Origin of the sequence: Enterobacter cloacae complex sp. XAL002 (assembly GCF_049236805.1) — a bacterium.
Lineage (GTDB): Bacteria > Pseudomonadota > Gammaproteobacteria > Enterobacterales > Enterobacteriaceae > Enterobacter > Enterobacter intestinihominis.
Window position 1 is genome coordinate 1 of record NZ_JBMKJN010000042.1, and the last position, 13,870, is coordinate 13,870.

Genomic DNA, 13,870 nt, shown 5'->3' on the forward strand with positions numbered 1-13,870 from the left:
ATTTCAGGTAAGATACTTCGGATGAGGAGCAAAAAGGTGGTTTATACTTCCTATACCCAAGCCACCACAATAATCGCCAGCAACAGTGAAGGGATCGACAGCAGGGTGTCCAGAATGTGATTCAGCACCGCGGAGCGCAAACCGTGTGTTGCCCCGGCAACCACGCCAAGCAATAAGCCACACAACGTGGCGGCAAGGGTGACGACAAACGCACCGCCCACGGTCGGGGCCGCACCGCTAAGCAGGCGGCTTAAAACATCACGCCCCAGGTCATCAGTCCCGAGGAAGAAAGAGACTTCGCCATAGCGTGACCATGACGGCGGCAAAAGCTGGTAGCCAAGAAACTGCTGGTCGATGCCATAAGGCGCGAACCAACCACCAAAAATACACAGAATTGCCAGTCCAGCACAGCCATACAGGCCGATCATTGCGGTTGCATCGCCGTAAAAATTGCGCCATGCGGTGCGCAGCGTACCAGGCGGGCGCTTTTCGCTGTAGACGCTATCGTAAGGCATACCATTCCTTATGTTTCAGAGGGTTAGCCATAGCACCCAAAATATCAGAGATCACGTTAACAATGATAACCAGTGAGCCAATCACCATCACACCCGCCGAAATCGCCGCGTAATCCTGCTGGCGAATCGCGTTAATCAGCCAACGGCCAAGACCTGGCCAGCTAAAGACCATCTCGGTGATCATCGCCAGCGTCAGCATGGTGGAAAACTGTAACCCCAGGCGCGGGATAACCGGTGGGAGAGCGTTGTGCAGTACGTGACGGCGTAAAATCGTTAACCGTGACAGACCACGAGTCGCCGCCGCTTTGACATAGTTTTGATCAAAGACCTCAATAGTGCTGATACGCATCAGACGAATAACTTCCGTCGTCGGTGCCACGGAGAGCGTTAACACCGGAAGCACCATATGGCGGATGGCACTGACCAGCATTTCATCGCGCCAGGGCGAGTCGGAGATCCAGGCGTCAATAATGGCAAACCCGGTTACGGGTTTTACTTCATAAAGCAGATCAAAACGCCCTGATACGGGTAACCAGCCGAGGGTTAGTGAGAATAGCAACGTCAGCAGCAGCGCCAGCCAAAAAACCGGAATAGAGAAGCCCATCAGAGCCAATGCGCTGATGCAACGATCCTGCCATTTATTACGCGTTATGCCCGCCAACATGCCGATGGGGATCCCGACCATTAGTGCAAAACCAAATGCCAGAATGCACAGTTCCATTGTTGCCGGGAACACCTCTTTCAGTTGTTCTGAGATCAACTGGCCGTTAATACTGGACACACCAAAATCCCAGTGAATCAGGCCATTGAACCAGAATACCCAAGCGTTCCACAGCGATGCGCCCTGTAACGGCGCATGGGGGGTGAAATAACTCAGACTGAAGCCAATAAAGGTCAGGAAGAACAAAGTGACCAGCAATAATAAAAATCGGCGTAGGGTGAAGATAATCATGGTTTTTTCACCTCGTCAGCCTTTTCCCTGGAAACCCCGGCAAAAGAAGCGTTGCCGAACGGACTGAGCACCAGCCCTTTGATGTCATAGCGGTAAGCCTGCAAACGGAGCGAAGAGGCCAGAGGCAGGATCGGCAACTCGCGCGCAAGAATATTTTGCGCTTCGTCGTAGGCATCAATTCGCGAGGAGAGTTGTTGCGAAGAGAGGGCTTTGCGCAAAATGCTGTCAAACTCGGGATTGCACCAGTGGGCAAAATTGGTCTGCGAGTTAATGGCGGCACAGCTAAGCATCGGTCGGAAAAAGCTGTCAGGATCGTTACTGTCAGTTGCCCAACCGGACAACGTCAGATCATGGTTCATATCCATTAATCGCGCCTCCTGAAAACGGCCCTCTACCGGGATGATCTTCACTTTCACACCCACCTGAGCCATATCAGCCTGAATCAGCTCTGCGGTTTTCAGCGGACTGGGGTTCCAGGCCTGAGAGCTGGTAGGTACCCAGAGTTGTAACGTCAGGTTTTCCAGCCCCAGCGCTTTTAACTGCTCGCGCGATTTTGCCGGGTTGTACTCGGTAATTTTAGCTTCGTTGTCATAAGCCCACGAGGCGCGAGGCAAAATAGATGCCGCGGTTTCCGCCGTACCGTAGTAAATAGATTGCATTAACCGTTGGTTGTTAATGGCCAGCGCTAGCGCATGTCGTACGGCAGGGTTGTTCAACGGCGGTTTATCCGTGTTGAACGCCAGATAGGCGATATTCATCCCCGGACGCAGCGTCAGGCGCAGCCGCGGGTCATCACGCAGTATGCTGAGCTGGCTGGCGGCAGGCCATGCCAGGACGTCGCACTCGCCGGTCAGTAATTTCGATAAGCGTCCGGTCCCGCCAGAGCCGAGATCCACCACGACCTGCGGCATCAAGGGGGTACCACGCCAGAATTTTTCATGCCGTTGTAGGCGAATATATTGGCCTGCACGATTTTCTGAAAGTTGGTACGGGCCTGTGCCGACGGGTTGTCTGTCGAGTAATTCCTGGCGATCCTGTTTTGCTAATTTGGCGGCATATTCGGCCGACATCACAGAGGCATAATGTGTGGCAAGGTGCCACAAGAAGGAGGCGTCGGGTTGATTTAAGCGAAATTCAACGGTGTTGTTGTCCAGTTTACGCACGCTTTGGACGTTATCGGCGAACTGCAGGCTATCAAAATAAGGAAAACTGCTACCATTGACATTATGCCACGGATGCTGGCGATCAAAGATGCGCTCGAAGGTAAATACCACATCGTCCGCATTTAGTTTGCGGGTGGGCGTGAACCAGGCAGTCTTTTGAAACGGAACATCGCGTCGTAAATGGAAGCGGTAGGTTGCGCCGTTATCTAATACTTCCCAGCTTTCAGCCAGTTCTGGCACCAGGCGATAGGTGTAGGGATCGACATCAAGCAGTCGGTCATACAATTGGGCCGCTAATGTGTCTACGATGAGACCGCTGCTTGCTTTTTGTGGATTGAACGTATTGACCTGCCCGCTAACGCAATAGACAAAGCCACTGTCACGAATATCAGCGTACGAGGCCTGCTCAGGCGCAGCTGCAGCCTGACCACTCAGAAATCCAGCCATCACGATCAGAGATGATAAAACCAGGCGCATAATTTTAAAGGGTTATATATAAAGAAGCTATCTTACTAATACTTAATGACATTTGCCATTACCGTTTGTTTTTGGGGCAGTGGGGTTGATAACCGCGAATTCGACATCGCGTACTGGTCAAAATTCATACCCGCTATCCACTTTGCATATACTCTTGTAGCTATCTTAGCATTTTCATGGCCCCTCTGACTCGCTTAAACGCTGGATTTGCTGCCAGAGAGATTATGTGAGGTGTCTGACGGGGAAAATGAATCTGTTGTGTGGGAGGCGGGAAGAGTGAATTTCTTCCCGGCTGAGGTATTACTTCTGGATTTTATTAACGCGCACCACCGGCGGTTGCATTTTAGCGTCAAGGCTACCGTTAATGCTGATCATTTGATCGGGTTTTATCGTTCGGCCATCAAAGACCGCAAGCGGGATTAGCGTATTGATACTGCCGGTTTTGTCACGGAAGATAAACTTATCTCCTCCCTGATCCTCAATGAGATTACCTCGTAAAGAGATGGTCGCACCGTCATGCATGGTTTTAGCTTGTTCGACGGTCATGATTCTTGCATTTTCAGTGCCGCGATAGCCTTCATCCAGTGCATGGGCAGGTGGCGGGGCGGTATCTTTTTTCAATCCGCCATTATCATCGGCAAACGCTGATGGCAATAAAAAACAGAACAGTAAGGGGGCGAACGATATTTTCATAGAGCCTCCATTGAAATTGATTTGACTTATTAAGTTTGGTAGCTATTTATTAATCTGGCGAGTGGGATAAGTCTCAAATTGTAATTTTTCAATAAAACAACGGCTTGGTGTTATATAAGCGAGGCGGGGAGATGAACAGAGAGAAAACCCATTTTCAAGGAGTAAAAGAGAGCCTGCGTTTTCTGAATTTTGAATCTGGCTTTCACAAGATTGGTTTTATCTGTTTGCTCTGCATTGTTTTTCTTGCTTCGGTGGGAGCGTTTTCCGGCGGATATTTAAGTGAGGTGACGAGAAAAAACACCTTAAAGACAACAGGGTTACAGTACGAAAGGTTTGGGCGCTTGCAAACGGAATTTAAATTTAAAATCTCTGCACAAAAGTATGATTCTGTGAACAAGACGTTGCGCATTGGCGGCGATTTCAACAAATTTTATGAAATGGAAAATATTTGGCCGCAGCCAGACAGCATGTACAGCAAGGGGAACGATCTTTACCTCGTCTACAATGATTCTGAAGCAATGCAGAACTTTACTATCTGGCTGCGGGTTACGCCCGTGAAGCCAGGAAGCGTAAAGAGTTTTCTCCAGCTAAATGGCGAACCTGAAATCCGCTTCAGACAATTTATTTATCCCTAGGAGGTGAGTATGGAGATGGTCTTCCGGGCATCCGCCATTTACCTTATTTTGCTGGTGGTTTTCAAAATAGCAGGTCGCCGGGCATTATTACAAATGACCAGCTTCGATCTGATTTTATTACTGATTATCAGTGAAGCAACTCAACAAGCCTTGTTGGGTAATGATTTTTCGATAACCGGCGCCATGATCACGATTGTCACTCTGGTTACTATTGATATTCTGTTCGGTTTCATTAAAAAAAAGGTGGGTGGGGCCGAATCCGTGCTGGATGGTTCCCCGGTTATCCTGCTTGATCACGGGATCCCTTTATTAGATAAAATGAAGAAAGTGGATGTCTCTCTTGAAGATATATTAGTCGCTGCGCGACAAAATCAGGGGATTACCGAATCAAGTAAAATCAAGTATGCCATTCTGGAACGCAACGGACATATTTCTGTCATTCCTGAAGAGAATTAGCGAGGCGGTAATGAATACGGAGTACAATGACGCAAAAACAGTCAATGAACTGACAAAACGGCTTGCAAACACGCTCATTGATAGCGATTTAACGTTGACCACCGCAGAATCCTGTACAGGAGGAAAGCTGGCCGCGGCGCTTTGCGCACAGGCGGATACCGCAGAATTTTATGATATCGGCGTTATAACCTTTAGCGATCGCGCCAAGCAGAAAATGCTCGACGTGCGGGCCAGTACGCTGAAGAAATATAGCGCCGTTAGTGAGCAAACGGTCAGTGAGATGTCTGTAGGAATACGTCAGCAAGCCGAAACCGATATCAGTATAGCCATCAGCGGATATGCAGGGCCGGAGGGTGGGGAGGATGGTACTCCCGCAGGAACCGTGTGGTTTGCGTGGAATTTCCGCGGACAGATAATAACAAAACGTGAGTGTTTTTCCGGGGATTGCCAGGACGTCATTGAAAAGGCGGTACGTTTTAGCCTGGCGGTATTGATTGAAGAAGTGTCAGCCTGGAAGAACAAATAAATAAACCAGGACTTATCCTAGGAAATATTTCAATGCTATGTGAAGTTATCGTCGTGAGAGCCAGGTTAATATTAGGAGAAAATTAAGTGGTAGGTAAATTATAAAGACCATGTCATTCATTTTGTTCTACGCTTATTAGTCTTTGCGATGAATGATGACTCACGAGAGGTGATTGAATGACTGACCTAAATAAAGGAAAACAGACCACCAATAAAACTAATTCAGAGCGTTTTCCGCAGCCGCCTTTTCCACATCAAAAACAACCTTTTCCGGGGCTCGCCGGAAAAATGCAACCGCGCCCCGATCATGGCGAACAAAGCTATCAGGGAAGCGGCAGGTTAAATGGTCGCAAGGTATTAATTACCGGTGGTGATTCAGGTATTGGGCGTGCTGTTGCCATTGCCTATGCCCGCGAAGGCGCCGATGTCGCGATTAATTATTTACCTGAAGAAGAGGACGATGCTCGTGAGGTTGTTGAGTTGATAAAAAAAGCTGGGAGAAAAGTTGCGGCGATTCCCGGCGATATTCGTGACGAAACTTTTTGTAACCATCTGGTAAAACAGGCGGTAGACGCGCTGGGAGGGTTGGATATCCTGGTGAATAACGCAGGCCGTCAGCAATTTTGTGAATCGATCGAAGACCTCACCACAGAAGAATTTGATGCGACATTCAAGACCAATGTCTACGCCATGTTTTGGATCACCAAGGCGGCTATTCCCCATTTCTCCCGAGACAGCGTGATTATTAACACCTCATCGGTACAGGCTTATGAGCCGAGTGAGATCCTGCTTGATTATGCTCAGACCAAGGCGGCGATAGTGGCATTTACTAAATCGCTGGCGAAGCAACTGGCCCCTAAAGGGATCCGTGTAAATGCTGTCGCGCCTGGGCCGTACTGGACGGTATTGCAGTGCTGCGGCGGCCAACCACAGGAAAAAATTGAGAAATTTGGTGCAAATGCGCCGCTTGGTCGCCCTGGCCAACCGGTAGAAATTGCTCCGCTGTATGTCACTTTAGCGGCTGAAGAGAACAGCTATACATCCGGTCAGGTATGGTGTTCTGACGGGGGGACCGGAACCCTCTGACGTTTATGCCCCCGAAGTCGAAACGTCTGAGGGGGAAAGCCAGCCCGGACAATATTGTATAAGGGCAGGGGGCGGCATATACCGCTCCCTGAACATTAACCCATGACAGCGATACCAAGACGTTCCAGGAGCAACGATGCCTGGTAGCTGTCCAGTTTGACGCCTTGCAAATCAACCCCGCGGATATCTAAATCGCCCAGTTCCGAATTGGTCAAATCACAGTGCGTAACGTTTGCTGCTCGCCAGTCGAAGGATGAAAACTCGCCGCCAGAGAGGTCTGATCCACTGAACGTTGCGCCCAGCACCTGAGTACCCATCCAGCGGTTTTCCCACAGCTCGCACTTTTCCAGTACGACTTTTGAAAAGTTGGCGTAGCTTAAGTTGGTATTGGTGATATAGGCGCTACAAAACCAGGTGCGGGTGGTGATCATATTCATAAAACTTGCGCCGCGAAAATCTGACCCTTGTGCCCGGCAGTGGCGAATTTCGATTCCCAGCGCATTGATATTCCTGAAATCAGCCATGGAGAGATCACAACTTTTGAAAATGGCATCTTTCAGGTTAGCGCGACTAAAATTACATCCTTTCTGACTTTCTCGATCATAAAACTGGCAGCCAATAAATTCAGTGCCGCTAAGGTCGGCACCCGAAAAATCACAGTTGAAAAATGTGCTATTTTCAACTTTTTCACCGGTGAACCTGTTTCTGTCAATTTTTTCGCCAACTAACGCCAGAGTCATCATGATTAACCTGTTTTTTTATACAGTGATTGCAACATGGTAAACTGTTTTAACTCTCGCGTCCAACGTCTGCCCCTGCACGCTAAATTTGGTGTTTCTTCAGTAATGCGCGGAGTTGATGGTAGGTCAGACCTAATAATTCAGCGGCTTTTTTCTGATTAAATTTCGCCTGCTGTAAGCTGGTTTGCAAAAATTCCTTCTCCTGCTGCTGTTGGAATTCACGCAGATCCAGCGGTAGGGTTACTGATGTATGTCTGGTTTCTTGCGCCAGCGGCGGTGCGGCGTGACGCCTGAACGGGTCAATCACAATCTCATTCAGTGGGTAATCGCTGGTCCCGTGTCGGTATACCGAACGCTCCACGACGTTTTTCAGTTCACGAATATTGCCCGGCCAACGGTAGTGGAGGAGCGTTTCTTTGGCCTCATCGGTGAACCCAGGAAACAACGGTAACCCGATCTCACGGCACATCTGAATGGCAAAATGTTCAGCCATTAACATGATATCGCTTTGACGTTCGCGTAACGGGGGAAGTTGCACCACGTCAAAGGCCAGACGATCCAGCAGGTCGGCGCGGAACGTGCCTTCACTCACCATGCGTGGCAGGTCGGCGTTGGTTGCGCAAACCAGTCTTACATTGACCTGCAGAGGTTGGCTACCGCCTACGCGTTCCAGCTCTCCGTACTCAATAACGCGCAGCAGTTTTTCCTGTACCAGCATCGGGGCGGTTGCCAGTTCATCAAGAAACAGTGTGCCGCCATCGGCGCGCTCGAACCGACCTGGGTGACGTTTCTGCGCGCCGGTAAAGGCGCCCGCTTCGTGCCCAAAGAGTTCGGAATCAAGTAAATTTTCGTTGAGCGCGGCGCAGTTAAGTGAAATAAACGGGCCTTGCCAACGGGTTGAGAGGTAGTGCAGGCGGTTGGCGATAAGCTCTTTCCCTGTTCCTCGTTCCCCAATGACCAGCACAGGTTTATCCAGCGGCGCGAGACGAGAAACCTGCTCCAGCACTTCAATAAAGCTGTTCGCTTCGCCCAGCAGATTATCTTTGTATCCTGCCATGATGAAATTCACCATTTGTTAGTGTTATTCACCAATTTACCCTATTTATCCCGACAGGTAAAATTAGTTATTTTCAAATATTTCAATGAATTAAAAAGTTGGCATGCGAAGTGCATTAGAACAGCAGCAGGGCATTGCCCGATATCAGAACAGTAAGTGAGGATTACATTATGGGTATTTTTTCTCGTTTTGCCGACATCGTGAACGCCAACATTAATGCGTTGCTGGAAAAGGCTGAAGATCCGCAGAAGCTGGTGCGGTTGATGATCCAGGAAATGGAAGACACGCTGGTTGAGGTGCGCTCCAACTCCGCACGCGCGCTGGCAGAAAAGAAACAGTTATCGCGTCGTATTGAACAGGCCAGCGCCCAACAGGCAGAGTGGCAGGAAAAAGCAGAGCTGGCGCTGCGTAAAGAAAAAGAAGATTTGGCGCGTTCTGCGTTAATCGAAAAGCAGAAACTGACTGACCTGATTGCCTCCCTGGAGCATGAGGTGACGCTGGTTGACGATACGCTGGCGCGTATGAAAAAAGAGATCGGTGAACTGGAAAACAAACTCAGTGAAACCCGTGCTCGTCAGCAGGCATTGATGTTGCGCCATCAGGCGGCGAGTTCTTCCCGTGATGTTCGTCGTCAACTGGACAGCGGCAAACTGGATGAAGCGATGGCTCGCTTTGAATCTTTTGAGCGTCGTATCGATCAAATGGAAGCTGAAGCTGAAAGCCATAACTTCGGTAAGCAGAAGTCTTTGGATCAGCAATTTGCTGACCTGAAAGCAGATGATGAAATCAGCGAGCAGTTGGCGCAATTGAAAGCCAAAATGCAGCAAGACAAGCAATAATAATATCTGGCGGTGCCCGAACGCGCCGCCGCTCATCACCTGTAAGGAGTACTCATGAGCGCGCTATTTCTGGCCATCCCGTTAACCATCTTTGTGCTGTTCGTCTTACCGATTTGGCTCTGGCTGCATTACAGCAATCGTTCCAGTCGCGGCGAGCTGGCGCAAAGTGAACAACAGCGTCTGGTAGAACTTAACCAGGACGCACAGCGGATGCGTGAGCGCATTCAAGCGCTGGAAGACATCCTTGATGCTGAACATCCAAACTGGAGGGACCGCTAATGGGGGGCGTTAATCTGAATAAAAAACTGTGGCGTATACCGCAGCAGGGCATGGTGAAAGGGGTTTGCGCGGGTATTGCGCATTATCTCGATGTTCCTGTGAAACTGGTGCGGATCCTGGTGGTGCTGTCCATCTTTTTTGGTCTGGCCTTTTTCACCTTTGTCGCCTACATCGTACTGACGTTTGTGTTGGATCCGATGCCAGACAACGTGGTTTCCGGAGAACAGCAGCCATCAAGCGGTGAGCTATTGGATGCTGTCGATCGTGAACTGGCTGCAAGTGAAAAGCGTTTGCGTGAGATGGAGCGTTATGTAACGTCTGATACTTTTACATTACGCAGCCGCTTCCGCCAATTGTGAGGTTAGAAATGAATAATCGCTGGCAACGTGCCGGGCAAAGGGTTAAGCCGGGCATTAAAATAGCAGGTAAGCTGGTGCTACTGACTGCGCTGCGCTATGGCCCGGCTGGGGTAGCAGGGTGGGCGGTGAAGTCCGTGGCCCGACGTCCGCTAAAAATGTTGCTGGCGTTAGTATTGGAACCTTTGTTGAGCCGGGCAGCGACAAAATTGTCGAAACGCTATTCAGGTAATCAACCCTGATATCCGAAACAACAAAAGCAAGCAACATTTAGTCAACATTCCCCCAGTTAATTTGCGGCAGAGTAGTCTCTTGTGTCATGGGATCGCTACCAATAGAAATGAAGGTGAAAGCGACAGACTCCATTATGCAGGTATCGGTGTGAATTACGCATTCTAAAATGCACTGGGGCATTGTTATGCCCCAGTTTTTATACCAGTGAGTCGGCTAACGATATTTGTGTACCCACGGTGATATTTTGTAAACCTTTCTCACCGGCAATCAGGCTAAATAATAAATTACAGCTTTGTTCGCCGAGCTGCTGGGTTGGGACATCAATGCCTCCCGGCACGGGCGTCAGCATAAATGACAACAGTTCATTACAGTGACGGTATACGGCACCGGCTTGCCGTCACGGGTCATAGACAGACGCGATTCCAGATTTTTGACATCAGCGGGGGCATTGAAGGTCAGGCCGATAATGGCGTGTTTTTTCATCGGATCTTGCGGATCCTGATAGAACTCCGCCCGGCCGCCGCGATAATAAAACTCAGGGGTGGTAAAGGTTTTTTGTTTCTCTGTTAACGCCACCTGCGGAGCCAGCAGTGTTTTGGCATCCATATCGACGGTGTAGGTTTTCCCCATCGGGAAGGTTTTTTTCGCCGTGAATACCAGCTTACGGTCATTACGCCACTGCCACTCACCTTCCATTGCGGGGGTCAGGGTAATACCGGCGGTGACCGGTTTACCGATCAGCGTTACCGGTGCGGCAGAGCGGGAGAATGTCACCACCACAATCTGCGCTGAATTATCATCACGGTTATAATTAACCGCCGAAGGGCGCTGCACAGACGCGGAAATATCCTGCACCACCAGCGGCGCAACATCCACCGGCTTCGGTTTGTTCTGATACCAGTGCCAGGTGTAATAACTGCCCGCTGCCACCGCAGCAGTCAGTAATAATAAGGCAGATATGGTTTTCGGATAGCGGTTGCCCCCCCGCTCCAGCCGGGCAAGCTGATTACCGGCAAAGGTCACCCAGCCCGGCACCGCCCAGCGGATCCGTCCGGTGAACGGGCGCAGCAGAAAACCCAGCAGAGTAAAGAGATAAACAAGACTGCGAGCCGCCAGACGCAGCAAAATAAAAGGTAAGCGGAGGATAAAACGCAGAACGTCCATGACAACATTTTCCTCTGTGTGTTGAGACTGACATCAGTTTGCCGCAGCACACAGTGAAATCCGGTTCAGCCGGAAGCTGTCAGTGCCCGATACTCTCATCCTCCATAAAACAGCCCATAAAGCAAATTATTGCATAAGGAATAATCTTAAATTACGGCCCCGGCGTATCCGCAGGGGCCTGTTCAGGAAAAAAATTATTCCAGTGCACTCAAAATAGCCTGTGCAGCTTTGACTCTTTCGGTATTCGGGTAGTTTTTATTCGCCAGAATCACAATCGCCACCTGTTTTTCCGGAATAAAGGCGACATAGGCGCCGAAACCAGTTGTTGCGCCCGTTTTATGCACCCAGGAAGCACGGTTATACGGCTGAACCTGGTTGTCTGTTACCGGATGCGGCTGCAATGCGACCTCGTTGGTCACACCGTTAATGATCATATCTTTCTGCTGCGGCCAGTCATACATTTCCCAGCCCAGCCCCTGGTTAATCGCGGCGGTTTTATAGTAGCGGGTCTGGGCGAGATACATTGCCATTTCCAGATCCGCATTACCGGCCCGTGACGGCTCCATATTCATTTCCGCCCAGCGCAGCATATCTTTTGAGGCGGATTTCACGCCGTAAGATTCCGCATCAAGCTGTCCCGGCGACACGCGGACCGGTTTTTTGTTTTTATAACCGTACGCATACTGGCTTTGCGCACTTTCCGGCACAGTAATAAAGGTGTGAGATAACCCCAGCGGTGCCAGGATCCGTGCAGTCAGCAACTGCTCATACGGCATCCCCGCCGCGTTTGCGGTCAGAGCACCAAACAGGCCGATACTGCTGTTTGCATACAGACGCATATCGCCCGGTTTCCGGGACGGCTGCCACTGCTGATAGAAATTCAGCAGATCCGCACGGCTTTTTACCGCATCCGGCACCTGTAACGGCAGTCCGCCTGCGGTATAGGTAGCCAGATCCAGCAATGTGATCCCCTTCCACTGCGGCAGAGCCAGCTCCGGCTGGTATTTTGCCGCCGGATCATTCAGCGCCATCTCTTTTTTCGCCACAGAAACCGCACCCAGCACACCTGTGAAAGTTTTACTTACAGATCCGAGCTCAAATAGTGTATTTTCAGTGACCGGCTGTTTTGCCTGAATATCGGCAAAACCATAATTGAAATAATAGGGCTTACCCTTTACGGAGACGGCAACCGCCATCCCGGGAATATCCTGCTGTGCCATCAGCGGTTTAATGGTGCTGTCCACCACCGCCGCGACATTATCAGCGGCAGAAAACCCCGGGGCGGAAAACGCCAGCAGAGCGGAAATCAGTGTTGCAGATAACGATTTTTTCATCAGAATTAACCTTCCGTGTGTGAGTAACGGCGGCAAGTATCGTCAGATTCACCGGACAGAACAAACGGTTATTTATAACAAGAGCCTAAAGAAAAACTTACAGGTGGATTATGGTCAGACGTTATCTCCCCCTTAACCCGCTGCGCGCCTTTGAGGCCGCCGCCCGTCATCTCAGTTTTACCCGCGCGGCGATTGAGCTGAATGTCACCCATGCCGCCGTCAGCCAGCAGGTCAGGGCGCTGGAAGAACAACTCGGCTGTGTGCTGTTTACCCGCGTCTCGCGCGGGCTGGTGCTGACCCATGAAGGTGAGGGATTACTGCCGGTGCTCAATGAGGCGTTTGACCGGATTGCGGATACTCTGGAGTGTTTTTCTCACGGGCAGTTCCGTGAGCGGGTGAAAGTCGGTGCGGTGGGAACATTTGCCGCAGGCTGGCTGCTGCCGCGTCTGGCCGGATTCTATGACAGCCATCCGCATATTGATCTGCATATCTCCACCCATAACAATCATGTGGACCCGGCGGCGGAAGGGCATGATTATACGATCCGTTTCGGTAACGGCGCGTGGCATGAGTCAGATGCGGAACTGATTTTCAGTGCACCACACGCTCCGCTGTGCTCACCGGCCATTGCAGAACAGTTACAGCAGCCGGATGATGTTCACCGCTTTACCCTGCTGCGCTCATTCCGCCGGGATGAATGGAGCCGCTGGCTGGATTGTGCGGGCGGCACACCGCCTTCCCCGTCACAGCCGGTAATGGTGTTCGATACCTCACTGGCCATGGCCGAGGCGGCACAACTGGGTGCCGGGGTAGCGATCGCACCGGTATGTATGTTCAGCCGCCTGTTACAGTCAGGCGCACTGGTACAGCCGTTTGCCGCAGAAATCACCCTCGGCGGCTACTGGCTGACGCGGTTACAGTCCCGTACGGAAACCCCGGCCATGCAGCAATTCGCCCGCTGGCTGCTGAATACGGCGGCGGCGTAAAACTCACTCACCTTCCAGGCTTTTTACCCGCAAATCATCACCTTCACTGATGCGCAGCCGTTCACTGCCGCAGTGCGGACAGCATCCGGCGTGCTGCATGATTTCGGCCTCACGGCTGCAATCCCAGCACCATGCCTGTGCCGGGATAACATCAATATGCAGTGTGCAGCCCTGCGCCACGGTATCACGGCAGGCGATATCAAAACAGAAATGCAGTGCACTCTCCTCAACATCCGCCAGTGCGCCGACTTCCAGCCAGACATCCGTTACCCGCGCAATGCCGTGCTGTTCAGCCTGTTCGCGGATAATGTCCGCCGCACCGAGGGCTTTACTAAGCTTGCCCCTTCCGCCGTTGTCATAATCGGTTATGGCATCGCAT

17 protein-coding genes and 2 pseudogenes are annotated in these 13,870 nt (G+C 50.8%); 9 read left to right on the forward strand and 10 right to left on the reverse strand.

The features are described 5' to 3' along the window. Positions 1-56: 56 nt before the first annotated feature. The 4 genes and pseudogenes from ACOT0L_RS23255 to ACOT0L_RS23270 all read right to left on the reverse strand — a co-directional run. A pseudogene (locus tag ACOT0L_RS23255) lies at positions 57-515 on the reverse strand (peptide ABC transporter permease); the annotation flags it as partial. After that, on the reverse strand, positions 502-1,467 hold the full coding sequence (sapB, locus tag ACOT0L_RS23260) for a peptide ABC transporter permease SapB (protein WP_004193276.1): 966 nt from the start codon (positions 1,465-1,467) through the stop codon (positions 502-504). The pseudogene ACOT0L_RS23255 and the gene sapB, both read right to left, overlap by 14 nt. Further along, complete coding sequence (gene sapA / locus ACOT0L_RS23265) at positions 1,464-3,107, reverse strand: ABC transporter substrate-binding protein SapA (protein WP_004193272.1); 1,644 nt, start codon at positions 3,105-3,107, stop codon at positions 1,464-1,466. The genes sapB and sapA overlap by 4 nt, the downstream gene beginning before the upstream one ends. A gap of 300 nt (positions 3,108-3,407) precedes the next feature. After that, on the reverse strand, positions 3,408-3,800 hold the full coding sequence (locus tag ACOT0L_RS23270; protein ID WP_004193269.1) for a YdeI family stress tolerance OB fold protein: 393 nt from the start codon (positions 3,798-3,800) through the stop codon (positions 3,408-3,410). 131 nt (positions 3,801-3,931) lie between these two features. Here ACOT0L_RS23270 and ACOT0L_RS23275 point away from each other — a divergent pair, with 131 nt between their 5' ends. The 4 genes from ACOT0L_RS23275 (at position 3,932) to ACOT0L_RS23290 (ending at position 6,502) form a co-directional block, all read left to right on the forward strand. Beyond that, positions 3,932-4,435 carry a hypothetical protein gene (locus tag ACOT0L_RS23275; protein WP_004193267.1) on the forward strand — a complete coding sequence of 168 codons (504 nt, stop codon included), beginning with the start codon at positions 3,932-3,934 and terminating at the stop codon, positions 4,433-4,435. A 9-nt stretch (positions 4,436-4,444) separates the two neighbouring features. Then, positions 4,445-4,891 carry a DUF421 domain-containing protein gene (locus ACOT0L_RS23280; RefSeq protein WP_004193264.1) on the forward strand — a complete coding sequence of 149 codons (447 nt, stop codon included), beginning with the start codon at positions 4,445-4,447 and terminating at the stop codon, positions 4,889-4,891. Positions 4,892-4,901: 10 nt separating this feature from the next. Continuing rightward, positions 4,902-5,417 carry a 2-oxo-tetronate isomerase gene (locus tag ACOT0L_RS23285; protein ID WP_017900989.1) on the forward strand — a complete coding sequence of 172 codons (516 nt, stop codon included), beginning with the start codon at positions 4,902-4,904 and terminating at the stop codon, positions 5,415-5,417. 176 nt (positions 5,418-5,593) lie between these two features. Further along, positions 5,594-6,502, forward strand: coding sequence for an SDR family oxidoreductase (locus tag ACOT0L_RS23290; RefSeq protein ID WP_004193260.1), 909 nt, complete (start codon positions 5,594-5,596; stop codon positions 6,500-6,502). 95 nt (positions 6,503-6,597) lie between these two features. Here ACOT0L_RS23290 and ACOT0L_RS23295 read toward each other — a convergent pair whose 3' ends face one another. Both ACOT0L_RS23295 and pspF read right to left on the reverse strand, forming a co-directional pair. Beyond that, on the reverse strand, positions 6,598-7,242 hold the full coding sequence (locus ACOT0L_RS23295; protein ID WP_017900990.1) for a quinolone resistance pentapeptide repeat protein QnrB4: 645 nt from the start codon (positions 7,240-7,242) through the stop codon (positions 6,598-6,600). 82 nt (positions 7,243-7,324) lie between these two features. Then, positions 7,325-8,314 (reverse strand): phage shock protein operon transcriptional activator, encoded by a 990-nt coding sequence (gene pspF, locus ACOT0L_RS23300; protein WP_017900991.1) that lies wholly within the window; start codon positions 8,312-8,314, stop codon positions 7,325-7,327. Positions 8,315-8,469: 155 nt separating this feature from the next. Between pspF and pspA the strand changes: the two genes are divergently transcribed. From pspA to pspD, 4 genes are read left to right on the forward strand one after another with little or no spacing between them, the layout of a single operon-like run. Beyond that, positions 8,470-9,138: a phage shock protein PspA gene (gene pspA / locus ACOT0L_RS23305; RefSeq protein WP_003020532.1), complete on the forward strand. Its 669-nt coding sequence runs from the start codon at positions 8,470-8,472 to the stop codon at positions 9,136-9,138. A 54-nt stretch (positions 9,139-9,192) separates the two neighbouring features. After that, positions 9,193-9,417 (forward strand): envelope stress response membrane protein PspB, encoded by a 225-nt coding sequence (gene pspB / locus ACOT0L_RS23310; RefSeq protein WP_004193245.1) that lies wholly within the window; start codon positions 9,193-9,195, stop codon positions 9,415-9,417. After that, positions 9,417-9,776, forward strand: coding sequence for an envelope stress response membrane protein PspC (gene pspC, locus ACOT0L_RS23315; RefSeq protein ID WP_004193243.1), 360 nt, complete (start codon positions 9,417-9,419; stop codon positions 9,774-9,776). Before pspB ends, pspC begins: the two co-directional genes overlap by 1 nt. Positions 9,777-9,784: 8 nt before the next feature. Beyond that, on the forward strand, positions 9,785-10,015 hold the full coding sequence (pspD, locus tag ACOT0L_RS23320; RefSeq protein ID WP_004193241.1) for a phage shock protein PspD: 231 nt from the start codon (positions 9,785-9,787) through the stop codon (positions 10,013-10,015). 188 nt (positions 10,016-10,203) lie between these two features. Here the strand turns inward: pspD and ACOT0L_RS23325 are convergent. The 3 genes and pseudogenes from ACOT0L_RS23325 to ACOT0L_RS23335 form a co-directional block, all read right to left on the reverse strand. Further along, positions 10,204-10,392: pseudogene (locus ACOT0L_RS23325) on the reverse strand (LacI family transcriptional regulator); the annotation flags it as partial. Then, the gene (locus tag ACOT0L_RS23330; protein WP_013214003.1) at positions 10,350-11,171 is read right to left on the reverse strand and encodes a hypothetical protein; all 822 of its coding nucleotides are present in this window, start codon (positions 11,169-11,171) and stop codon (positions 10,350-10,352) included. The pseudogene ACOT0L_RS23325 and the gene ACOT0L_RS23330, both read right to left, overlap by 43 nt. 194 nt (positions 11,172-11,365) lie before the next feature. After that, on the reverse strand, positions 11,366-12,505 hold the full coding sequence (locus ACOT0L_RS23335) for an extended-spectrum class C beta-lactamase DHA-1 (RefSeq protein ID WP_004236386.1): 1,140 nt from the start codon (positions 12,503-12,505) through the stop codon (positions 11,366-11,368). A gap of 110 nt (positions 12,506-12,615) precedes the next feature. On the opposite strand from ACOT0L_RS23335, the gene ampR reads away from it, so the two are divergent. Next, complete coding sequence (ampR, locus tag ACOT0L_RS23340; RefSeq protein WP_004193231.1) at positions 12,616-13,491, forward strand: LysR family transcriptional regulator AmpR; 876 nt, start codon at positions 12,616-12,618, stop codon at positions 13,489-13,491. A gap of 3 nt (positions 13,492-13,494) precedes the next feature. Here ampR and hypA read toward each other — a convergent pair whose 3' ends face one another. Continuing rightward, positions 13,495-13,860, reverse strand: a complete 366-nt coding sequence (gene hypA / locus ACOT0L_RS23345) for a hydrogenase maturation nickel metallochaperone HypA (RefSeq protein ID WP_025999322.1) — start codon at positions 13,858-13,860, stop codon at positions 13,495-13,497. Positions 13,861-13,870 lie beyond the last annotated feature (10 nt).